This is a genomic window from Congregibacter litoralis KT71 (assembly GCF_000153125.2).
Lineage (GTDB): Bacteria > Pseudomonadota > Gammaproteobacteria > Pseudomonadales > Halieaceae > Congregibacter > Congregibacter litoralis.
Genome location: NZ_CM002299.1, coordinates 2129044 through 2150975 on the forward strand (window position 1 = coordinate 2129044; position 21932 = coordinate 2150975).

Sequence of the window (21932 nt, forward strand, 5' to 3'; positions counted from 1 at the left end):
GACGCTAGTTGCATTGACATCTACATAGCTTTAATTAAGGCCACGGTCAGGAGCGACTTATTTCTCCAAATCGATTCTCGCTAGGCGCAAAGCTGACGACATTCTTTGCCGTCCTCATTCTTGTCACTACGATGAGTTTGGGATGGGTGCTCCTTTTGTCGATCGACTCCGCCAAGTCCATTACCAAGATCAACGCCATGGTGGACCTCACCATGCTGGCTAACCACCTGTTGATTTCAGTTGTTGACGCTGAGACCGGACAGCGGGGGTACATACTTACGGGGAAAGAGAGCTATTTGGAATCGTATTACTCTGGATCAGCTGCCGTCCTGGTGGATCTGGAGAAACTTAAGCGTCTCGGGCGGGACACTCCGCGTTCACTTCAGCTCATTGACAGAATCGAAGATCTGACGAAGAAAAAGCTGATGGAGTTAAAAGAGACCGTGAGTCTCTATCGCGAAGGTGACAAAGACAGTGCGCTCGAAATCGTGAATAGCGATATTGGCAAACAGTTTATGGAAGCGCTTCGGCGGGACATTGCAGATCTGGAATCTACACTGGAGGGATTTGCCATTGAACGTCAAAAGGATCTCTCGTCACTACAGCGACTAATTTTTGTCCTGCTGTTTGCCGAAGCAGCTATTTTTGCCGCCGCTATGATGGTGACCTACTATCGCGTGCGCAAGTTTGTGGTAGAGCCGCTTACGCGACTCACCGCGGCCGTACGCCATCACCGACTCAGCGATACATTTGCACCTGTGGACATAGAGTCCAAAGATGAAATTGGTGATCTTGCCGAGGCCTACAACGAACTCGGTGCCAGGTTTTACAGCGCCGCGAGCGATCTTGTAACGTCTGCGGAGGAAGCTAACGAGGCAAAAGAAAAAGCCTATCTCGACTCCGTGACTGACAGTTTGACGGGTCTTAACAATCGTCGCTATCTGAGAACAATGGCACCAAAACTATTGGGCTCCGCTCATCGTCATAAACATGATTTGTCTATTCTGATGATTGATGTTGACCATTTTAAAACTGTGAACGACTCTTTCGGTCACGCAGCCGGCGATGCTGTTCTGGCGGAGATCGGCGTTTTGCTTCGCGAAGAAACCAGAGTCAGTGACTTTGTCGTACGGTACGGTGGCGAAGAGTTCCTGCTGATTCTTGACCACACTGATCTGGAACGGGGCAGGAAAAGGCTGAACACATCAGGTCGATGATTGCCGACAGAGAAATTCCGAAACTTGGAGACAGAAAAATCACCGCAAGCATAGGCGTCGCCCAGTTAAGAGATGATGACGAATCCCTTGATCATGCAATACAGCGAGCGGATGCGGCGCTCTACAGTGCCAAGCATAGCGGTCGTAACTGCTGGCGGTCCTGTTAGCTATTACTGTGAGGTATTACTGTCCGGTCCTGCCATGAGAGTGTATACACTGGCTGGTTCGATATGCATTCACAGCAGCTTTGATCCAAGGGGAACGTCCGAGTCAGGAACGCAGAGAGCCACGTGCCCTTCTGCATTGTGAAAACCGGTGACAAGGCATTCGGACATGATCGGTCCTATTTGCTTTCTGGGGAAGTTCACCACCGCTACCACCAGCTTGCCGACGAGGTCCTCCACTGCGTAGAGCGCAGTGATCTGTGCGCTGGATTTCTTGACCCCGATGGATTCGCCAAAATCCACATGCAGAATGTAGGCGGGGTTGCGCGCTGCCTCAAACACCTCCGCCTTGAGAATTCGCCCCACGCGGAGCTCGACGCTCTCAAAGTCTGACCAGGCTATTTCCTTCAAATTCGTTCCCCTTCACGTTGACCATCGTCGACGAGTGCCGTCATCCAACGATACAACCCCTCCGCGCTATGTCGAGCCCCCTGAATAGCGTTAGCAGGCCAAGTCACCCCTTGATGCTGAGGATCCGGCGAGCGGGCTCAGTGTGAGGGCTCGGCGACCAGTGCCAGGCGACTCCCGTCGGGTGACACGGCCAAACGACTGAGGTTGAGATCCAGCAACCCGAGATCCGCAATGGATTCCCAGGCGCCTGCACGCCACTGGAACAGCTGGGAACCCGCCGTGCTCAAAAGCCGTCCGTCGGGCATCCAGGCGTGAAATTCCCCGCCCTCAGGCAGTATTGCGAGGGTATTCACTGCGGTTTCATCAAGATCGTAGACCTCAAGCAGCGTGCCCTCGTCCGAGGGTCGTGTAAAACTCACGGCTCGGCGGTTTGGCACGGACTGCGGCGACCGCCCTACCCCTCGAGCAATGGGTTGCGCCTCACCGGTGCTGATGGTTACCACCTGAAGCAAGGAGGGTTCCTGGAGCAGCCATAGAGCAACGTGATCCGCATCGAACCAGGCGTGATAACCCACCGGTCCGATGTCTGCGAAAACAATCTCTGCGTCCGCGCCTTTTTGAGGCATCTGCCATAGCCGTCCACTGGTATTGGTTCGCGAGCGGATGTAGCTCACGCCGCCGTCACTCTGTGGAATGGGTGTGGGCGAGAATTCGCTCTCTTCCACAGTGGTGGTGAAGCGGCTCGTCGCTTTTGAACCGGGAATCCAGCGCCACAGATCGGTTTTTTCACCGGCCATCTGCACGTAGAGAAGTTCACCGGTAGGAAGGAAGTACGGCTGATTGTCATAGCCCGGCCGGCTGGTGAGGTTCCGGGGCTGCACGGCGCGCAGGCTGTTCTCCTCCATCACCAGGTCCAATAACCACACGTCCGTCCCTTCGGGCACGGCCGTTGTGGAGTCGCCAGAGCTATCCGCAGGGACCTGGGCCGCAGAAACAGATGCCTCTTCTTCATCGCAGCCTGAGATGACTGGAAAGGCCAGCGCCAAAACCAGGCCCGGTACTGCAAATTTGCCCGATGCGCTGCGAAAACGACTCATGCAAACACTCCCTATTTGGCTCAGATTGATACTTGGCTTAGATCAACAGTTGATTCGGACTGATAGTTACCCCAGATCAACGCTCAGCTGAGATCAATGGCGTACTCTCGAAGCGTTTCCATCGGGACAGTTTCCAGGGCGCGGAGATGAGTGCGTCGCAAATACACCCGCGGCGCCTTCCCCGCTTTGTGGGCTTCCAGCCAGCGCGATGCGCAGAGGCACCAGCGCTGCCCTTCGGACAAGCCCGGAAAGCCGAATTGGGGTACCGGTGTCATAAGGTCATTGCCCCTGTTGCGGGAGTACTCGAGAAATTCCTGAGTGAGGGCCACGCATACCGTATGAGAGCCTGCGTCCTGAGTGCTCGTATTGCAGCATCCGTCCCGGAAAAAGCCGGTGACGGGATCCGTGCTACAGCTCTCCAATGGCTCGGAAAATACATTCAATGACGCGGCCTGCTCCATGACGACTCTCCTTATAAATAACCTTGCGTGTTGTTGTCCCTAACCGATGCCAACCGACCGGGGCGTGACAAGCCTACTGCTTTGGCCGCGTAAGAGACGCCTGCCAGAGCTTCAGGAAGCTTCGTTCCAGGGCGTTCTCTGCGGCGATGCCCAGCTTCTGCTGCCAGTTCTTGCGCGGGACATAGTTCAGCTCGTACACGCCATGGGTGGCCAACTTGTCCTGAATGTATTCATCGGAGGTTTGTAGCTCGTCCACCAGATTCACGGCTTTCGCGCGCTGTCCATACCAGGTCTCACCGGTAGCAACACTATCAATATCAACGACTTCGCGGTTTTCTTTGACAAATTGCTTGAACAGCACGTGGGTATCTTCAAGCTCCTCTTTGAACTTGTCTCGCCCCTTGTCGGTGTTCTCACCAAAGATTGTCAGAGTGCGTTTGTACTCGCCTGCCGTGAGGACCTCAAAATCGATATCGTTTTTCTTGAGGACACGATGGAAATTCGGAAGCTGGGCGATCACCCCTATGGAGCCAATGATCGCAAAGGGTGCAGCAATGATCTGATTGGCGACGCAGGCCATCATGTAGCCCCCGCTCGCTGCGACCTTGTCTACGGCTACGGTGAGCTTGGCGCCCTTATTGCGAATGCGCTGAAGCTGGCTGGAGGCGAGACCGTAGCTGTGGACCATGCCCCCGCCACTCTCAAGGCGCAGGAGCACCTCGTCGTTTTCCCGCAATTCCCCCAGAAGCGTCGACACCTCCTCGCGAAGCTCTTCTACTGCCGAGGCACGGATATCGCCATTGAAGTCCAGCACGTAAAGCCGTGGCTGTTCAGGCGTTTCTTCATTGCCGGACTTCAGTTGCTTCTTCGCGGCTTTGGCTTCCTCTTTGGCTTTTCTCTTTTCGGCTTTCTTTTCAGCCTTTTGAGATTCCTTGCGCAGGGCAGGATCAAGGGTCGCGTCGCGAAGGGTCTCCCGCAGATCCTTATAGCGATCGTTAAGTTTGTGGACTTCGATATGTCCGTTGGTCTCGCCGCGATGGCGTTGGGACGCGGCGGCTATCAGCAAAACAATAAGGCCTGCGGACACAACGATGGTGATCGCCTTTGCCAGAAAGATGCCGTATTCAGAGAGAAATTCCATAGGGTTTCCTAAAAAGTGAAGAGGCTGCCGGCCTAGCGCGACTGTATGCGCCGGCAGTGATACTGGATGAGTTGCCCGGCGATGGATGACGGTGGCGGCACCGGGGGCAGATCATCGGGGTGATACCAGTTGGCTTCGGCGATCTCGTCGTGGTCCGGCGTGATTTCACCGCTGGCATACTCGGCAAAATAGCCGAGCATTAATTGGTTGGGAAAGGGCCAGGACTGGGAGCCGAAATACTCGATCTCACCGACCTCCACGCCTACCTCTTCGCGGACTTCCCGCCGCAGCGTGTCCTCAGCGCTTTCCCCTGCCTCGATAAAGCCTGCAAGGGAGCTGTACATGGGGCGGGGAAACCGGGCGTTCCTTGCCAACAACATCTCGTCGCCGCGGGTGATCAACATGATCACACAGGGAGAGATTCTCGGATAGAGTAAGGTTTTGCAGGGGCCGCAGGCCATGGCCCGTTCACCGTCGGCCACCTGCATCTGCCCGCCACAGCGGCCACAAAACCGGTGATCCCGTTGCCAGTCCAACAACTGCGCGGCGCGCCCCGCCAGGGCAAACACGCCGTCCTCTACGCGGCCAAGAAGCTGATAAAGGCTCCCGGCCTGATAGCGCATCGCATCAATGTCGCAGATATCCTGAATCTCCACGGCGAAGCAGGCCTGCCCCGACCAGTGTCCGATGTAGTGCTCCCTTGCGACTTCCCATCGGTTCTGCGCAAGGTCCGTGTCGCTCAGAATGCACGGCTCCCGGGATCGCATGTCCATCACCAGTTTCCCGCGCTGAAACACGATGTGCAGCGCATCTTGGCGATGGTCGGGAGCGGGCTGATCGAGATCGAGCATAGATTCAAAGACTCCGGGGGCTGCGCGGATTCAATCCGCGAGGGGCGCATCAACAAAAGGGGGGCTATCCTATGCACCGCCGACCTCCGTCGCAAGGGGCACCCCGGGTCCGTGACGACCGTGTTTCGCCCAAAGATTCGCCCGCGACGGCTTACCTGAGTCGCAGCAATACCGTACACTTGCGGGTCTAAGATAACGAGGAAAACCCATGAGCGAATCCGCAACGCACGCGTTTTGGCACAATTTTCTTGGGCCATCACCCGGCTGGTACAAGAAAGCCATCATAGCCTTCTTGGTGATAAATCCTGTTTTGCTTTACACCATTGGTCCCTTTGCCACGGGTTGGGTGCTGATTGGTGAGTTCATTTTTACCCTGGCCCTCGCCCTGCGTTGCTACCCCCTCCAGCCCGGGGGCTTGCTCGCCATTGAGGCCGTGGTACTTGGCATGACCAGCCCCCACTCGGTGTTCCACGAGACGGAGGCGAACTTCGAAGTGATCCTGCTGCTGATGTTTATGGTCGCCGGCATCTACTTTATGAAGGATCTCCTGCTTTTTGTTTTCACACGTATCCTTCTCAAAGTTAAGTCCAAGATTGTTCTATCCCTGCTCTTCAGCCTCGTCGCCGCTTTCCTTTCCGCCTTTCTCGACGCTCTTACGGTTACCGCCGTGCTCATCAGCGTCGGCGTGGGTTTTTATTCGGTCTATCACAAGGTCGCATCGGGCAAAGGTTCCCATCACGACGTGCATGATCACGGCAACGACGTCGATGTGTTGGCAAACCACAAGGAAGATCTTGAGGATTTTCGAGCCTTTCTGCGCTCTCTCCTGATGCACGGTGCCGTAGGCACGGCTCTCGGTGGCGTCTGCACGCTAGTGGGCGAGCCGCAAAATCTGCTCATCGCCTCCGTGGCGGATTGGGATTTCATTAAATTTGTGACGGTCATGGCGCCCGTCACCATGCCGGTGCTTGTTTGTGGCCTGATGACCTGCGCATTGCTCGAATGGAGCGGTAAGTTCGGTTATGGCGCCAAGCTGCCGGATTCCGTGCGCTTGGTGTTGAATGAATTCCAGGAGAACGCTGATGAAAAGCGGGACACCCGGGATGTGGCCCGGCTGGTGGTTCAGGCACTCGTCGCCGTGATTCTCGTGCTCGGTCTTGCGATGCACTGGGCGGCGGTAGGCCTCATCGGGCTTATGGTTATCGTTCTTCTCACCGCCTTCAACGGTATCGTTGAAGAACACCAGATCGGTCATGCTTTTGAGGAGGCTCTGCCCTTCACGGCATTGCTGGTAGTGTTTTTTGCCATCGTCGCGGTCATTCACGATCAACATTTGTTCACGCCGGTCATCGACTCGGTGCTGGCCATGGATTCGGCCATCAGACCAGGCATGTTCTTTATCGCCAACGGTGTGCTTTCGATGATCAGTGACAATGTGTTTGTGGCCACGGTGTACATCAACGAAGTGAAAATGGCCCTGGATGCGGGGTCTATCAGCCGCGCAGAGTTCGATCAGCTGGCGGTGGCCATCAACACGGGTACCAACCTCCCGAGCGTGGCAACGCCCAACGGACAGGCGGCGTTTCTGTTCCTGCTGACCTCAGCGCTGGCGCCCCTGATCCGACTGTCCTATGGCCGCATGGTCATCATGGCCCTGCCCTACACTATCGTCATGGGTGGTGTGGGTCTGGCTTGCGTGACGGCCTTTATCTAGGCTGCTAGATAGCCCCGTCTAGACAGTTCTCTAGACGGCCTTCAAGACGGCTCTTTGTTCAAGAGGGCTCTATGTAAAGGAGGCGTTAAGCTGCCCCACGGAGCCCGGGACTAACTGCCGCGGTTGGCCTGTCGCCACAGCGGTTCCGCTCCGGCCGCTGCAATGCTGTCAAGCTGCCCCTCGTGAGCCGCTAACTCTTCGTCACTGGGCTGGATGACCGGAAGCCGCACGCGGTCCGCGGGTAAGCGGCGCAGCCCCCGAACGCGTGCCCTGCCCTGGTTATCGTCGTCGTTGCCACCCAGCGCAAGGGCGGTTTGCCCACCGGTCATGGTCAGGTAGACATCGGCCAGGATCTCAGCATCGAGTAAGGCGCCGTGAAGCTCCCGGCTGGAGTTATCCACCCCGTAGCGTCCGCACAGCGCATCCAGGCTATTGCGCTGCCCCGGATGGCGGCTTCGCGCCATGATCAGGGTATCGGTGATGTCGCAGCGCTGGGCGAGAGGTAGCGCCGACGCATCCCAACGGCTCAGCTCGCTGTCGAGAAAACCGATGTCGAAGGGTGCATTGTGAATAATCAGCTCTGCCCCATCGACGAAATCAATAAAGTCTTTCGCCACGGCAGAGAACACCGGCTTGTCGGCGAGAAAGGTGGCGGTTATGCCATGCACTTCAATGGCCCCGGCGTCGATATCCCTTTCCGGGTTGATGTAACGGTGGAAGTGTCGCCCCGTCAGCTGACGGTTCTCCATCTCCACACAGCCGATCTCGATAATGCGATGCCCCTGACTGACTTCAAGGCCGGTGGTTTCCGTATCCAGAACGATTTGTCGCATAGCTGTAATCCAGGTTTCCTTCAGGCAAGCATTTCGTCGATAGCTTTGTTGGCCAGGGCGTCTGCCCGCTCGTTGCCGGGGTGGCCGCTGTGACCCTTTACCCACTCCCACTCGATGCTGTGGCGCTCGCATTCGGCTTCGAGGCGCTGCCAGAGATCTGCATTGGCAACGGGCTTTTTTGCCGCGGTTTTCCAGCCCCGACGCTTCCAGTTGGGCAGCCACTCGGTGATGCCTTTCATTACGTAGGTAGAGTCTGTGACCAGCTTTACGGCGCAGGGTTCGCTGATGGCCGCCAGCCCCTCTATTGCCGCACTGAGTTCCATGCGGTTATTCGTGGTATCAGCCGCCCCACCGTATAGCTCGCGCTCCTTGCTACCGTACACCAGCAACGCGCCCCAGCCACCCGGACCGGGGTTTCCCCGACAGGCTCCATCGGTAAACAAGTCAACACGTTTCATAGAATCTCAGGGGTCATCGTAAAAAAGATATCAGGCAGCCAGATCGCTGTTGTCCGTCCGGGGCTGCTGAGGTGCGGGGGCCGGACTGCCTGCTACACCGAGACCGCGAAAGCTCTCTTTTGCCCGGACTCGCAGGCTTCTTGGGCGCCGGATGCCGGCTATCTGCTTGATGGCGTGCGCAATGTAGACGCTGCCTCCGGGCAAACCATGACCCGCAGCCCAGGCGTCGATCCCTCCTGCCAACTGACGCCAGCGGCCCTGTCCTGCCTGCTGTTCTGCTCTTCCGGCTTTGCCGGGCCGTCCCGCAGGCGGTAGAGGAAACAGGTGCTGGGCGCTCTCCAACTCGCAATCCAGCAATCGCAGCCAGTCCGTCAGGCGATGGAGGCTGACGGGCCGATGTCGCTGCCGGTTCCAGAGACTGCTTTTCTGCAGACCCCGGGCGTAATGGATCGCCCCCAGAAGGCTGTAAGGATTAAAACCCACAACGATCAGGTGTCCATGGGGCCGCAGAACGCGCTGCATTTCTCGCAGACTGCCGTGGGGGTGTTCGTCAAATTCCAGAGCGTGAAAAGCAACGACGGTGTCGATGCTGTCGCTTTCCAGGGGCAGTTCATCGCCATGGCAGTACAGGGACGCGCTGCGGTCGCTGGCCCCGCTCGCGTAGATCTGGTGGTTGATGGGGCTTTCTGCAATAAGGCTGCGCTGCGCAAGGGGACCAATCTGCAAGATGTGATAGCCAAAGGACAGGGCAAGGACCGGCTCAAGTCGCTGCAGAATGGCGCTGTAAAGCTCCTCGCCAGAATCCCTGGCGTACCAGGATTCCAGAGCTCGGGAAATCTCGATAGACTGCATGTTCGCGACGCTCTTCACCATGACGAGGGTAGCCAGTGTGCTGCCCGCATGCAACGCCTGACTGCACTGCTCGACTGGAACGTTTGATGAGACTGTTTGACTAAAGGAATACCCGAAGACGTCCCCCCACTAACTTTTTCGCAACGAGAGCTTTACATGCCCAGCATCATTGGTCTTCCGGCCTTTAGTGATAACTACATCTGGCTTCTCCCCAATGGTGACGGCAGTGCCCTGGTGGTGGATCCCGGCGACGCCGCGCCCGTAGAAGCCGCGTTACGGGAGCAGGAGCTGTCCCTCGCGGGCATTCTGATCACCCACCATCACTTCGATCACGTGGGTGGACTGAAGGCCCTGAAGGAGAAGCATGGCTGTATCGTGTATGGCCCGGCAAACCCGGCGATTGAAGGCATCGACCGGGAACTCGTTTCGGGTGACCACCTGAGCGTGGGCAGTTACGAGTTCGACGTTATCGGTGTGCCGGGGCACACCCTGGATCACATCGCTTATTTCCAGGAAGGTGCTACGCCCCTGTTGTTCTGCGGCGATACGCTGTTTGCCGGCGGTTGCGGGCGCATCTTTGAAGGCACGCCGGCGATGATGCACGAGTCCCTGAGTCGTCTTGCGGCGCTGCCGGCAAACACGGCGGTCTACTGCGCCCATGAATACACCCTGGCTAACCTGAGCTTTGCCCGGGCGGCAGACCCAGGCAATGAAGCACTCAAAGCGCGGGAAGCCAGGGCCAGAGACCTGCGGGACGCCGGAACACCGACCGTGCCCTCCACCATCAGTCTGGAGATTGCCACGAATCCTTTTCTTCGCAGTGCAGCACCTGAGTTGGCCGTGGGCCTGGAGGCAGCGGGACGCGAGTCCGGTGCAACGCCCGTCGAGCGATTTGCAGAGCTTCGCGCATGGAAAGATCAGTTCTGAACACCGTGATGTGCCGCCTTGTCATCCTTGCCCTCCTGCTTTTCCTCGGCGCCTGTAGCACCCAGGACAATAAGCCTTCCCAAGGGGGCGCATCGGTAACACCGGCGGCAGAGCTGCTGCCGCCCGCGAAAAAAGCCGCACTTGAGGAACCCCCGGGGCCGCCGGTGGACCTCTGGGACCGAGTCCGCCGTCAGCTGAGCATGCATACACTGCACAATGGGCGCATCGGCGCAGCGCGGGAGTACTACCTCAAGCAATCCCGTTATTTTGATCTGGTGGGGCTCCGGGCGGAGCGCTACCTCTATCATCTGGTCGAGGCAGTAGAGGCTAGAGACATGCCGATTGAGATCGCCATGCTCCCCCTGGTGGAGAGCGCTCTGAATCCCTTTGCGATCTCCAACCAAAAAGCTGCGGGGCTCTGGCAGATCATGCCCGGCACCGCCGATTACCTGGGTATGCGAAGAGACTGGTGGTTTGATGCGCGGCTGGATATTCGCGCCTCCACGGACCATGCCCTCGATTATCTGGAATCCCTGAACAAGGATTTTGACGGCGACTGGCTTCTGACTCTGGCGGCTTACAACTCGGGTAAAGGGCGGGTGCAGCGCGCCATCCGGCGAAATAAAAGCAGAGGTATGGCCAGTGACTACTGGTCCCTGGAACTCCCTCGAGAGACCCGCCGCTATGTGCCGCGCCTCATTGCCCTGAGCACCATCATTGCCTTTAATGAGGCCCTGGAAGTCGCCTTACCCGATATCCCCAATGCGCCCGCTTTCACAGCCGTTGCCACCGGCGGACAGATTGAAATGCTTCGCGCGGCAGAGCTTGCGGGTCTTGATCTACTGGAACTGCGCAGTTTTAACCCGGGACAGCTCCGGTGGGCCACGGCGCCCCAGGGTACGGGAGACATTCTTGTCCCCGTTAGCGTCGCCGACGCCCTAGGTGTCTCCCTGGCAGCCCTGCCGGATTCCGAGCGGGTGACCTGGCAGCACTATCGCATCCGGCGTGGCGACAGTCTCATACGCATCGCAAAGACCTTTGACACCCAGGTCGGTCTTCTGCGGGAAGTGAACAATCTCAAAGGCAATCTCATCCGGGCGGGCGATACGCTGATGATTCCCGATAGTGCGGCCTGGCGGGCGAGCCTTGCCCTGGCCCAGGGAGGCAGCACGGGGGTGAAGCGCGGCTATAAAGTGCGTCGGGGCGACTCCCTTTACGAGATCGCTGCACGCTTTGATGTCACCATCGATGACATCATCAGCTGGAACGACCTTGATCCCGGGCGCTATTTGCAACCCGGACAGTCCCTCACGCTGTATCTAGGCGGAGGCTGAGCTTTCGACGCTCGGTGCGTCGCTTTCTGGAGCCCCCTCTCCGTCATCCTTTCGGATGTTGAAAAAGGTGGCGTACAGCGTGGGCACGACGGTGAGGGTCAATATGGAAGCGAATCCCAGGCCCGCCATAATGGTCACGGACATGTTCACGAAGAACACGTCTGACAAGAGAGGAATCAGGCCTAGAATCGTCGTACCCGATGCCAACACCACGGGCCGGGCCCGGGATACGGCAGAGTCCAGTACGGCCTCGTAGGGATCATTGCCCTCAGCGATCTGTTGATCTATCTCTTCGATGAGCACGATGGCGTTCTTGATCAAGAGTCCGATGAGCGACAGCGCGCCCAGTAGGGACATAAAGTCAAAGGCCCCGTTGGTTGCCAACAGGCCGGCACTGATGCCCACAATGGCCAGGGGGACCGTGAGCCAGATGATCAGCGGTTGCCGCAGCTTGCCGAATAGAACGATGCTCGTGAGTATCATCAGCAAAATACCCACGGGCAGGGAGCGTCCCAGCCCTTCCTGTGCATTGGCGTTATCTTCGTATTCGCCGCCCCAGGACAGTTCATATCCCGGCGGCAGTTCGATCGCCTCTATCTGCGGACGAATCCGTTCGAAAAGCGGCGTCGCCAGTTCCCCTCGGGGATTGCAGGAGGCTATGATGGTTGCTATGCGATTTCGGCTGCGCAGAACGGCGTTTTCGTAGTCCGTGCGATACCCGGAAATCACCGCGGTGGCGGGCACAGTCTGACCCAGCACCGCACTCCAGATCTGCACATCACGCACGGAATTCACGTCATTGCGTTCATTCTCTGTCGCGCGCATTCTCAGGGGCAGGACCCGGTTACGGTCGCGATAGCTGCCTGCCGGTAAACCGTCGAACGCAGACTTCATGGCATCTCCCAGCGCTTCCCTGCTGATGCCCAGCTGACGCCCCACCTGCTCATTGAATACCGGTGTGACCAGTTTCACGGGAGAGCGCCAGTCATTGCGGATGTCCACAGCTTCAGCGTCGTTACGCATGATGGCCTCCGCCTGCTCCGACAGCTGACGTAGCACCGTCGCATCGGGCCCTGAAAAACGCGCTTCAATTTTGGCATCGCGGCCGGGGCCGATGCGCAGTGATTTAACGATAGGGTCGATCCACGGCGTTTCCCGGCGCAGCTTTTCCGCCACCCGTTCCTGCAGCGCTTCTACCTGCTCGGGCGTTTCAGTGCGCACGATGATCTGGCTGTAAACCGGCGTGGGTTCCCGGGCGTCATAGACCAGGGTAAAGCGCTGATGGGCACCGCCGATCACGGCCGTGGTCTGCAGCACGCCCGGCTGCTGACGGAGGAAGTCTGAAACCTCAAGGGTGTCATCCCGGGTTTTGCGAATATCCGTGCCCTCGGGTTCATAGATATCAACAAAGAACAGCGGCGTGCTGGACGCGGGGAAAAACCCGCTCTTGACCTGCCCGAAACCCACGACACCCAGGGCAAACAGGCCCCCTACCAGCGCCACGGTAAACCACCGGTGATTGACGGCAAAGGCGACAAGGGAGCGATAAGCAAGGAACAGTTTCCCCCCGTAGGGATTCTGGACCTGATCGGGACCGCCGGGTTTAAGAAGCAGAGAACACAGGAGCGGTGTCGTGCTGACGGCGGTTATCCAGCTAAGTGACAGGGAAATGAGAATGACGTAAAAGAGCGAGCCGGCAAACTCCCCGGTGTTGTCCGGCGACAGCCCGATAGCCGAGAAGGCCAGAATGCCAATCGCCGTTCCGCCGAGGAGCGCCCAAATCGTTTTGCCCACGGCTTCCGTCGCGGCTTCGATCGCCTTCATACCCGATTGCATGCGCACCTGCATACCCTCGGCGACCACGATGGCATTGTCCACCAGCATGCCAAGGGCGATGACCAAAGCGCCCAGAGAAATGCGCTGGAGCTCAATACCAAAGAGATACATCAACAGGAGCGTCCCGGACACGGTAATCAGCAACACGGATCCGATGATGAGACCGGAACGCAGCCCCATGAACAGCAACAACACCGCGATAACAATAATCACGGCCTGGGCCACGCTCATGACGAATCCGCTGACGGACTCTTCCACCTCGGCGGGCTGGTCGTAGACCGCCTCCAGAGACATGCCCACGGGAATCAGCGTCTGGAGGTCATCGATACGCGCTTGCAGTCGTTTGCCGGCCTCCACAACGTTCTGACCTTTGGCCATGCTGATACCGACACTGAGCGCCGGGAGCCCATTGTGGTAGTAGAGCTTTACCGGCACTTCCTGGTAGGCACGGGTAATCGTGGCGATATCTTTCAGGGCCACCAGATCCCGATTTCGAGAGGAGATGAGGACATTGCCGATCTCCTGTACGGAATCAAACTCCCCCGTGGGTTTGATGCGCAGATAGTCATCGCCCACCCGCACATTCCCCGCATCCACTACGGAGTTTTGCGAGCCCAGAACCCCGGCGATGGTCGCGGGATCAATGCCCAGTTCTGCCAGGCGGACGCGGGACATGTCGAGATAAACAACTTCCTGCTGTTCACCGTCGATGGACACTTTGCGAACGCCTTCAACGAGAACCAGCTGTCGTTTGATGTCATCGGCGACGTCGTAGAGGTCGCGCCAGCTGTAGCCCTCCCCCGTGATCATGAGATAGACGCCGTAGACGTCACCGAAATCGTCGATGACTACCGGCGCCAGGGCTCCGGGAGGCAGCTGGCGCGTTACATCGCTGATTTTGCGACGCAACTCGTCAAACACATTGGGAAGCTCGTCGGCCCCGTATTCATCCTTAAACTCGATCGTGATATCCGAGAGCCCGGGTCGGGACACGGACATCTTCAATCGCTTGAGCTGGGGTAGCTTCTGGATCGCATCCTCCAGGTGATAGGTCACCTCATCGTACACTTCCTGCGCCGATGCTCCGGGATACTGGGTGATGATTTTTGCCATCTTGATGGTGAAGGCAGGGTCCTCGAGCTTGCCCATCTTCTGAAAACCGAAGATGCCGCCAGCAACCATAATCACGATAACAAGCCAGGAGATAACCGGCGTGCGAACCGAATAGGCGCCGATGCTCATAGCTGGGCGCTTTCCCGATCAGCGGTCTCACGGGGAACTGCCTGCTCGCCCCCCGCCATGCGTGTTACCCGCATGCCCTCGGAGAGATACGCGGCGCCGACGGCGACGATCTCTTCACCGCCCGACAAACCCGAAAGCACTTCGATCATGTCGCCGGACATACGACCCGTTTCGACGCTGACACTGTTGACCTCCATGCTCTCGGGGTTGAGAACAAAAACCCTCGGAGAGAGCTCTGCGTCGGCCTGCACGGCTCTTGCGGGCACCCAGGTCACCGCCTCGCTGGAGAGCACATTGCTGAAGTCGACTTCTACCTGTGCGGTCATGCCGGGAAGAACAGTGAACTCCGCGGGTTGTCGCATCTTGAAAGTGACCGGATAGGTCTGGGTGTCAGGATTCGCACGGGTGGCGACTTCGTGAACTTCGAGGCCATAGCTGATATTCGGACGATTATCGAAGGAGGCCGTAGCCAGAACCCGAGCTGCGTTGGTTTCCTCCACGGGGTCATTGGAAAGCTCGTCCTCGCCTCCGGTGGTCACGGAGCGAATCACAGACTCCGGAAGAGCGATGATGACGTATAGCAGTTCCGTATCCTGAAGATAGACAATGCTCTGCTTGGCTCTCACTTCTTCGAAATTATCCACGTAGCGCCGGGCTATGCGGCCCTTGAAGGGGGCACGCAGGGTTGCATAGCTGAGCTCTGCCTCGGCCTGAGCGAGGGCTGCCCGCGCGGATCTAAAATCCCTCTCCATGCGATCGTAGTCCAACTGGGAAATGCTCCCGGACCCGATGAGCTCACCTGCTCGCCGGAAGTTTCGCTCTGCGTTCTCAAAGGTTGCCCGTCGATCCTCCAGGGCATTTTCGAAGTCCGTAGCATCCAATTGCGCCACAATCTCCGAGGCATCAACCACCTGTCCCTCGCGCACGGGCAAGGCCTCAAGACGCCCCTCTACGCGAAAAGACAATTCCGCCTGCTTTGCGGCTTCAATGACTGCGGGAAACTGCCTGACCTCGGTGCCCAGGCCTCGGTCCACTTTGAAGATCTTCACCGGGCGGGAACGGGCACCCTCCTGGGGCGGTGGCGGTTCGGAGCAACCCAGAACCATCAGTATCACCAGTCCCAGGGCGCTGAAAAGCGTCCAGCGTGAGATGGCGGCTCCGCCTCCTGCTATGTGATCACGGAGAGCAACGGGAGTAGCATTCATGGGCGGAGCACTCACTTTGGACAATGATTCGATTATAAGAGCCGTTGCGATCTACTGGCCAGCGCCGGTCGGATGCCATTCGGCATGGCGTCCCAGGGCAGGAAAATACAGGGCGCAGCGAACGGGCTCATCAAAGCGCGTGTTCAGCGCCTCAAAATAGCGTGCCAGCTGCTCCCCGTAGCTCTCCAGCTGTGCCATTACAAATTGCCTCACGTCCTCCCCAGGGCCCGGGATCGCGGTTTTGTAATCGATCACCCAGCGCTCTCCCGCCTCTTCATCCAAAAAGCTGTAATCGAGAATGAGCTGCTGCGCTCCGGTCCCCGTTGCAATGGTCAGGGGCAATTCCGCCGCCCGTTCGCGTCGTTGTGCGGATAGCGCCCACCGGGCCCAGGAATCCCCTAAGAGCCGGTCCAACATGGATGCACCTTCAAGCACCAGCTCCGGCAGCGCCTGCCGGTCAGCACCCGCTTCGATTAATGCGACACGTAGCAGGCCCCGGAGCTTCTCGTCGCAGCATTCGGGAAGCTCCGGTTTGTAGATCAATGCCTCGATGCAACGGTGCACCGCAGTGCCAAGGGCCCGTGCGAGATAATTTTCGGAAAGTTCCAGAGGTGATGCGGGGCTGTTTGCCGCCACGACGGCGATGTCCGGAAGCTCCCGCAGTCGTCGATAACCCAGGGTCGGCGCATCGACCGCGTCCTCGTCCAAAGACACATGCGTAACGCTGGCCTGATGTTCTATGGAGGGCCAGATCACACTCAACAGGGACCCTGACCCCGGGGGGGAATAGCTGTCTTTTGCTTCACTAAAGGATAATGCTGCCCCCAACCAGAGGTAATCTGCCGCACGGGTACAGCCCACATAAAAAAGCCGCGCTGCTTCATAGTCGCGCTTTTGTTTGGCCTGGGCTTTTAAATAGTCATAAAGGCGCGGGTTAGCGCCGCCCTCGGCGGTGTCGCGAATGTCCAGGAGAAAACTCGGCGGCGCGCCGGGCAATACAAACTCGTCCCACAGCAATAACTCCTTATCCTGTCCCCCGGTGCTTTTTGCAAGCGCGGGTATGAACACCCAATCGAACTCGAGCCCCTTGGCTTTATGCAATGTCATCACCTCGACCTTGCAGCGCTCATCGCCCGGGGAGGCGTAAAGGGCCTCGACCGCTGTGGCAAGGCTCCGTCCGTTCAGGGGAGCCTGGTCAACCTCCAGTTCCTCAAGGCACTGAAGAAAACGTTCGGTATCGCGTAAATCCGCATCACTGGCGAGACTCGCAGCGCCTCCCAGAAACAGCCAGCACTCCTCCACCCAAACCCGCAATGCGAGACGGTCTTTGTAGTGATCGGCCCAGGCCAGGAGCTTTTGCAGCTGCCCCAAACGCTGTTGACCGGGTCTTGAGACTGCCTGGAGCGCCGTGTCTCTGGTGATCTCTCTATCACGGAAATCTGCGGCCGTAGGACAATGAGAGGCCATGCGCAGGAGATCAGCGTTATCCAGGGCGATGGCCGGCGTGCGTAACAGGCTCAACCAGGCAAAGCGGTCGAAACGATCGCAGAGAACCGTGGTCAGGGTCAGAAGGTCGCGGATCAGGGGGCGCTGGGCAAGGGTGTCCAGATCCCGTGCCGCCACATCGATATCCCGAGCGCGCAGCGCCGCGAGTATGGGTCTGAGCTGAGTCCGGGAGCGACCCAATACTGCAATACTCTCCACGTCGTCTCTTGCGACACCTTCCGCAAGCTTGTCGCATAGCGCCTCGATTTCCGCTGCCTGCCCGCCGTCGCCGGTGAATAACGCGAACTCCGGGGCCTCATCGGGTGCTCTTGCCGCAATGGCCTCGCGGAACTGTACCGCGCCGAGCTGCGCGTCATCGACCTGGGGAAAACCGCGCTGAAAATGCGCGTTCGTCCATTCCACCAATCCCTGCTGACTCCGAAAATTCACCTGCAGGTCCAGAGGGGTCAGGGACAGATCGCCCACGCCCTCGTTTCTGGCGCGGATAAAAAGCCCCACATTGGCTTCACGAAAGCCATAGATGGACTGCATCGCATCGCCCACGAGGAGCAGCGTCCGCGGCCCTTGGGGATTGGCCTCGTTATGCTCATGCCAACCCCGCGTCAGTCGGCGGATGAGCTCAAACTGCACCGACGAGGTATCCTGAAACTCGTCGACGAGCAAATGTTCGATGCTGTGATCCAGACGCAAAGCGAGGTCCGTCGGCTCGCGGTCCGTGCCCAGGGCATCCAGCGCCGCCATGGCGATCTGCGCATGATCAACCTCCCCTTTTTGCTGAAAGACAAGGAGAAGCTCCGCGCCTAATCGCGGCAGCAGACGGGTGACCGCCACCAGCACATCCCAGTGGGCGGGCTCATCGTCGACATCCGGCAGCAACACTACCTGTCGCAGCTCTCCCAGAAGAGCGCCGTCGTCCTCCTCCCGCAGCGTGCTAAGGAGCGCCAGCATCTGCGCCTTGAGTTCTGCGGGTTCACCCTTACCCGCGGGAAATCCATCCCGCACGGTCACGGTTTTTCGCCATTCGCCCTTACCCGTGAGCAGCAGCGCAGCCACGCCACGCCACGAGGCAAGGTCGCTGCAGTCACCGCTAAACAGCAATCCCCGCTTGAGGTTTTGTTCCCGATAGTCCATCAAGGTGATGAGCTGCTGCATATGCGCTGCAAAGCGCTCCTGAAGCAACTCCAGCCGGTAACGGACAAGGGATTCCGTGATCTCCAGAACGTTTTGCTGCGCGTCCCCATGGAGTCCCCCACCGCCAAACACCGGTTGCCACTGCTCGCGCCGCTGAAGAAGCTTGGATAGCAGCTCCAGAGCGCTGTCCCAGTTGTTATCGAGGTGCAGAAGCAGGGTCTCTATGTCTCGCGCTTTGTCGTCTTGCCTGCGGTTCAGTTCCCCGTGCAGGAAGTTTTCAATCGCCTCGCGGTACAGCACCCGACTGTCATCGGTCGCCGTGACCTGCCCTCCGCAACCGCTGAGCACCGGCATCTGCCGGGTGAGGTAGCCACAAAAGCTGTCGATGGTCTGGATACGCAAACGGGAGGGGTTATCCAGCAATCCCCAGCCGCGGCTACCATCGTGCTCAGCCACTGCCCGTGCCGCGGCCATAAGCGCCTCCTCATGGGGATTCCTTGCCTTTACACCCTCGGCGGCACCCTGCAATGCACCTACGACGCGAGCACGCATTTCTGCCGCCGCTTTGCGTGTAAAGGTAATCGCCACCACGCTCTCGGGCTCGCTCACCCGGGCGAGCAGGCCCAGAAAGCGCTGTACGAGCAGCGCGGTTTTACCCGAGCCGGCGGGGGCGCTCACGCACACCGACAGACCCGGATCCACGGCGCGCAGGCGGGCTTCGTTATCCACGGGAGTCATAGAAGCTCCTCTCCCAGGCGGCACAGGGAAAAACGCTGGCAGTAGCGGCAGGCTTCCACCGTGGGGTCTACGGGGCTGATCCCCCCAATGAATTCCTCCGCCAGCTCTGCAAGCGCCTTGCGCCAGTGCCCTCGCAATGCCTCCATCGCGTTTTCTGGGGCGTCTTGCGTCTCGCCGTCGCCGTCATCGTCTACGTGGTCCCGGGCACTGGCGATACCTGCCTCAAAAGCTCGCTTCCCAATACCCTTGAAGCCTTCCATGCCGGGCTTGAGAGACGCGTAGGCGATGCCCGAAGCAAAGGGTTCAAGAAGTGCATAAAGCGGTAACTGCGGACGGGCCGGTCGATCTCCAAGCCACTGACTCACGCTGCCCGGTGAGCCGCTTTTGTAGTCAACGATCACCGTGCTGCCATCACTCAATTCATCAACTCTGTCGAGACGCAGTCGCAGCCGCAAACCGCCCAGCACATGCTCCCGGGGTTCTTCCCGCGCGACCACGGTAAACCCCTCGTCGCGAGCTCTTTCCACCTCCAGCCAGCGCAGCAGGACACGCCTCAGGCGTTGCTGCTCGAGATCCAGTAGCGCGCCGCCGAGCACGTCCAAACGGGCTTTATCGATGCCCTGAAGCGCAAAGCCCACCGCAGCGTCGATGACGGCCTCGAGCTCTGATTCGTCGATACGATGCAGGTTTTCGCTGTCTTTGATCTCTCCCCACAGCGTGTAGAGCGCACGGTGCAGCAGGGTGCCCCGCTCCGAAGGCAGCAGCCCCGCAACCGGTGCCGGCAGCGGCGTGGCGGCGAGCCGGGCTGCGGCAAAGGCCAGAAAGGGGCAGGCGGACTGCTGTTCCAGAACGCTGGTGCCCACGCCCTGAGATACCCGTTCTTCATCACTTACGGGAACTGCGGCCAGCGCCAGGGACTCAAAGGTGGACGCTGCCCTCTGCGTGAGCCAGCGATCATCAGGCCTCGACTCGCTGGTTTCCGCGGTCACAGCTCCATCGCTCAGGAGAGAGCTTGGGAGCACTTCGCTACCGTCGACCAGGTTGACGTAGCTGATCTGAATCTCTGTTGCCCCCTGCAGCCACTGGGTCCACCGGGCCTCCGCCCAGCGCCGCTCCCAGGCGGCATCGGCATGCGGCATGCCTGATTGTCGCTGAAGACTGTGGGGAAGATACGGATTGGGCTGCGCTGCGGCGGGCCAGCGATCAGCACTCATACCGGTAATCCACAGAGCATCAAATTGCAGCCCCGTTGTTTCCAGGGGGCCGAGGACCTGTACGGCCTGATCATCCGTCCGCGGTTGGAATTGCTGCTCCCCCAAAAGCTCTCGCAGGCTCTGGATCGCTTCCGCCAGGCTGAGCTCCGCGACCACATGATCCTGAGCGGCGAAAGCATCGAGGGTTTCCCGCCACTGCACCGCCTGTTGATATTCCAGGGAATCCAGGGCGGTGCCGTAGGGCCATCCCCAGGCGTTGAGTATTGCCTTGAAAGGCTCCAACCACTGCGATGGCGATCGAGCACGTTTCTGCCATGCGCCGTTGGTAGACCGTTGCAACACCAGGTCCCAGGGAGGCGCACCGAGACTTCGGTCGAAGAGTTCCTCAAGAACACCGTGAAGCACGTGCTGAGGCACCCTCTCCCGGGCAAGCTCGCGAAGCCGGCGCAGGGATGCTTCACGCTTCTCAGCGTGGATCTTGAATGGCGAAACAAAACGCGATTGCAGCAGGGTGATCACGGTCTCCACGGTCACCTCCGGAAGACTGAGTTCGAGTATCCGCAGGGCGTCCCTGACCAGGGGAACGCGATCCAGACGAAAGCCTGTGGCAAAGTTGACGGGGAGGCTCGCGTAGTTTTTGCTGAGACAGTCGAATTCCTGGCGAAGAAAGAACTCCAGTCTGTCACGATCATTCTGCATATCCGACAGCACCACGGCGTAGCGGCCCCCGGGGTCTTTCAGGTACTGCTCGCGACACCAGCGGGCGGCGGCTTGAAGCTCAGCGCGAGGCTCACTAAAACCTCGCAGGGGCAGAACCCTCCCCTCCTGGCGCGGCGGCGCCACCCGGTGGCACTCCCCCGCGGCCCGGCAGAGAGCATCGTGCAGGGGCGGCAAATCGTCGTCGCTCATTATGGCGACGGCCTGATCCATGGCTTCGGGACAGTTCAGAAGCGCCTCCAGGGCCTGCTCCGGTGTCATGGCATCCATGTCTTTGAGGACGCTGCGGAAGGCTTTTTCCCAGCGAAGGAAAGCCATGGAATCTTCGTCAAAGCTGAACAGCTGACGGGTGTCTGCATCGCCGGGATCGATGCGCCATAGAGCGAGACGCTCGCTGGCCTCCTGGCACAGGGCCGCAGCGCGCGTGGGGCTGAGAAGTGAGAACCTTCCCTCACTGTCCTGATCGATGACTTGTCGCCACACCAGTCGCTGCGCAGCGCTGTCAAGCAAGGTGTACGGTGCGAGGAAACCTCGGGTCACAGCAAAGCGCCATCGCTCAATCCAGTACTGACGAAGGGGTAGCACGGTGCTGCTGGGCCACACGGTCTGCCCGGATGTCTGGCGCTCCAGGGCCTCCGCCTCGCGAATGGCGCGGCTGAGACGGCGGTTTGGCGTCAGTATGGCCACATCCTCCGCAAGAAGCCTGGCGATACTGTCCATATCCTGAAAAAGGGGGCGGAGACTCACGGTAGACGCCTCGAACGCCACGGCCGGGCCGTATTAGTCATGAATATTCACGCTTGATTGGATCTTTGAACACCTACTCATTGCCCTGCCCCTGCATTACACTTTCGCGCCTTCCCAACGCCTTCGTCATTGCCGT

Annotated in this window: 15 protein-coding genes and 1 pseudogene; 4 read left to right on the forward strand and 12 right to left on the reverse strand. The window is 59.0% G+C overall.

Annotated features, from left to right (window positions below; all coding sequences use genetic code 11):
* Positions 1-212 precede the first annotated feature (212 nt).
* Positions 213-1309, forward strand: a pseudogene (locus tag KT71_RS19690) (diguanylate cyclase); the annotation flags it as partial.
* 144 nt (positions 1310-1453) lie between these two features.
* Here the strand turns inward: KT71_RS19690 and KT71_RS09830 are convergent.
* From KT71_RS09830 to nudC, 5 genes are all read right to left on the reverse strand, one after another.
* The gene (locus KT71_RS09830) at positions 1454-1792 is read right to left on the reverse strand and encodes a tRNA-binding protein (RefSeq protein ID WP_008295562.1); all 339 of its coding nucleotides are present in this window, start codon (positions 1790-1792) and stop codon (positions 1454-1456) included.
* A 137-nt stretch (positions 1793-1929) separates the two neighbouring features.
* Entirely contained in the window at positions 1930-2889 is a 960-nt protein-coding gene (locus KT71_RS09835) for a TolB-like translocation protein (protein ID WP_008295561.1), read from the reverse strand.
* Positions 2890-2972: 83 nt separating this feature from the next.
* On the reverse strand, positions 2973-3350 hold the full coding sequence (locus KT71_RS09840; protein ID WP_008295560.1) for a DUF2237 family protein: 378 nt from the start codon (positions 3348-3350) through the stop codon (positions 2973-2975).
* A gap of 73 nt (positions 3351-3423) precedes the next feature.
* Entirely contained in the window at positions 3424-4491 is a 1068-nt protein-coding gene (gene sohB / locus KT71_RS09845; RefSeq protein ID WP_008295559.1) for a protease SohB, read from the reverse strand.
* A 32-nt stretch (positions 4492-4523) separates the two neighbouring features.
* Positions 4524-5342: an NAD(+) diphosphatase gene (gene nudC, locus KT71_RS09850; protein ID WP_008295558.1), complete on the reverse strand. Its 819-nt coding sequence runs from the start codon at positions 5340-5342 to the stop codon at positions 4524-4526.
* Between the two features lie 208 nt (positions 5343-5550).
* On the opposite strand from nudC, the gene nhaB reads away from it, so the two are divergent.
* Positions 5551-7056 (forward strand): sodium/proton antiporter NhaB, encoded by a 1506-nt coding sequence (nhaB, locus tag KT71_RS09855; protein WP_008295557.1) that lies wholly within the window; start codon positions 5551-5553, stop codon positions 7054-7056.
* A 110-nt stretch (positions 7057-7166) separates the two neighbouring features.
* Here the strand turns inward: nhaB and dnaQ are convergent, their stop codons facing one another.
* Genes dnaQ through KT71_RS09870 form a run of 3 tightly spaced genes read right to left on the reverse strand, consistent with a single transcriptional unit; the run spans position 7167 to position 9199 of the window.
* Positions 7167-7889 (reverse strand): DNA polymerase III subunit epsilon, encoded by a 723-nt coding sequence (gene dnaQ, locus KT71_RS09860; protein ID WP_008295556.1) that lies wholly within the window; start codon positions 7887-7889, stop codon positions 7167-7169.
* Between the two features lie 20 nt (positions 7890-7909).
* On the reverse strand, positions 7910-8347 hold the full coding sequence (rnhA, locus tag KT71_RS09865; protein WP_008295555.1) for a ribonuclease HI: 438 nt from the start codon (positions 8345-8347) through the stop codon (positions 7910-7912).
* 30 nt (positions 8348-8377) lie between these two features.
* Complete coding sequence (locus KT71_RS09870; protein WP_202962406.1) at positions 8378-9199, reverse strand: class I SAM-dependent methyltransferase; 822 nt, start codon at positions 9197-9199, stop codon at positions 8378-8380.
* Between the two features lie 156 nt (positions 9200-9355).
* On the opposite strand from KT71_RS09870, the gene gloB reads away from it, so the two are divergent.
* The gene (gloB, locus tag KT71_RS09875; protein ID WP_008295553.1) at positions 9356-10126 is read left to right on the forward strand and encodes a hydroxyacylglutathione hydrolase; all 771 of its coding nucleotides are present in this window, start codon (positions 9356-9358) and stop codon (positions 10124-10126) included.
* Positions 10108-11460 carry a LysM peptidoglycan-binding domain-containing protein gene (locus KT71_RS09880; RefSeq protein WP_023659553.1) on the forward strand — a complete coding sequence of 451 codons (1353 nt, stop codon included), beginning with the start codon at positions 10108-10110 and terminating at the stop codon, positions 11458-11460. The genes gloB and KT71_RS09880 overlap by 19 nt, the downstream gene beginning before the upstream one ends.
* Here KT71_RS09880 and KT71_RS09885 read toward each other — a convergent pair.
* Genes KT71_RS09885 through KT71_RS09900 form a run of 4 tightly spaced genes read right to left on the reverse strand, consistent with a single transcriptional unit; the run spans position 11446 to position 21796 of the window.
* Entirely contained in the window at positions 11446-14538 is a 3093-nt protein-coding gene (locus tag KT71_RS09885; RefSeq protein ID WP_008295551.1) for an efflux RND transporter permease subunit, read from the reverse strand. The genes KT71_RS09880 and KT71_RS09885 overlap by 15 nt on opposite strands.
* On the reverse strand, positions 14535-15743 hold the full coding sequence (locus tag KT71_RS09890) for an efflux RND transporter periplasmic adaptor subunit (RefSeq protein ID WP_008295550.1): 1209 nt from the start codon (positions 15741-15743) through the stop codon (positions 14535-14537). Before KT71_RS09890 ends, KT71_RS09885 begins: the two co-directional genes overlap by 4 nt.
* Positions 15744-15794: 51 nt before the next feature.
* On the reverse strand, positions 15795-19118 hold the full coding sequence (locus KT71_RS09895; RefSeq protein WP_008295549.1) for a UvrD-helicase domain-containing protein: 3324 nt from the start codon (positions 19116-19118) through the stop codon (positions 15795-15797).
* Positions 19115-21796 carry a PD-(D/E)XK nuclease family protein gene (locus KT71_RS09900; RefSeq protein ID WP_023659554.1) on the reverse strand — a complete coding sequence of 894 codons (2682 nt, stop codon included), beginning with the start codon at positions 21794-21796 and terminating at the stop codon, positions 19115-19117. Before KT71_RS09900 ends, KT71_RS09895 begins: the two co-directional genes overlap by 4 nt.
* Between the last annotated feature and the right edge of the window lie 136 nt (positions 21797-21932).

What these genes read in the sequence shown, in the direction of transcription:
- gloB (WP_008295553.1), top strand. Translation starts at nt 9,356, where the DNA reads ATGCCCAGCATCATTGGTCTTCCGGCCTTTAGTGATAACTACATCTGG.
- KT71_RS09870 (WP_202962406.1), bottom strand. Translation starts at nt 9,199, where the DNA reads ATGCAGTCTATCGAGATTTCCCGAGCTCTGGAATCCTGGTACGCCAGG.
- KT71_RS09890 (WP_008295550.1), bottom strand. Translation starts at nt 15,743, where the DNA reads ATGAATGCTACTCCCGTTGCTCTCCGTGATCACATAGCAGGAGGCGGA.
- dnaQ (WP_008295556.1), bottom strand. Translation starts at nt 7,889, where the DNA reads ATGCGACAAATCGTTCTGGATACGGAAACCACCGGCCTTGAAGTCAGT.
- KT71_RS09835 (WP_008295561.1), bottom strand. Translation starts at nt 2,889, where the DNA reads ATGAGTCGTTTTCGCAGCGCATCGGGCAAATTTGCAGTACCGGGCCTG.
- nhaB (WP_008295557.1), top strand. Translation starts at nt 5,551, where the DNA reads ATGAGCGAATCCGCAACGCACGCGTTTTGGCACAATTTTCTTGGGCCA.
- nudC (WP_008295558.1), bottom strand. Translation starts at nt 5,342, where the DNA reads ATGCTCGATCTCGATCAGCCCGCTCCCGACCATCGCCAAGATGCGCTG.
- KT71_RS09895 (WP_008295549.1), bottom strand. Translation starts at nt 19,118, where the DNA reads ATGACTCCCGTGGATAACGAAGCCCGCCTGCGCGCCGTGGATCCGGGT.
- rnhA (WP_008295555.1), bottom strand. Translation starts at nt 8,347, where the DNA reads ATGAAACGTGTTGACTTGTTTACCGATGGAGCCTGTCGGGGAAACCCC.
- KT71_RS09885 (WP_008295551.1), bottom strand. Translation starts at nt 14,538, where the DNA reads ATGAGCATCGGCGCCTATTCGGTTCGCACGCCGGTTATCTCCTGGCTT.
- KT71_RS09840 (WP_008295560.1), bottom strand. Translation starts at nt 3,350, where the DNA reads ATGGAGCAGGCCGCGTCATTGAATGTATTTTCCGAGCCATTGGAGAGC.
- sohB (WP_008295559.1), bottom strand. Translation starts at nt 4,491, where the DNA reads ATGGAATTTCTCTCTGAATACGGCATCTTTCTGGCAAAGGCGATCACC.
- KT71_RS09880 (WP_023659553.1), top strand. Translation starts at nt 10,108, where the DNA reads ATGGAAAGATCAGTTCTGAACACCGTGATGTGCCGCCTTGTCATCCTT.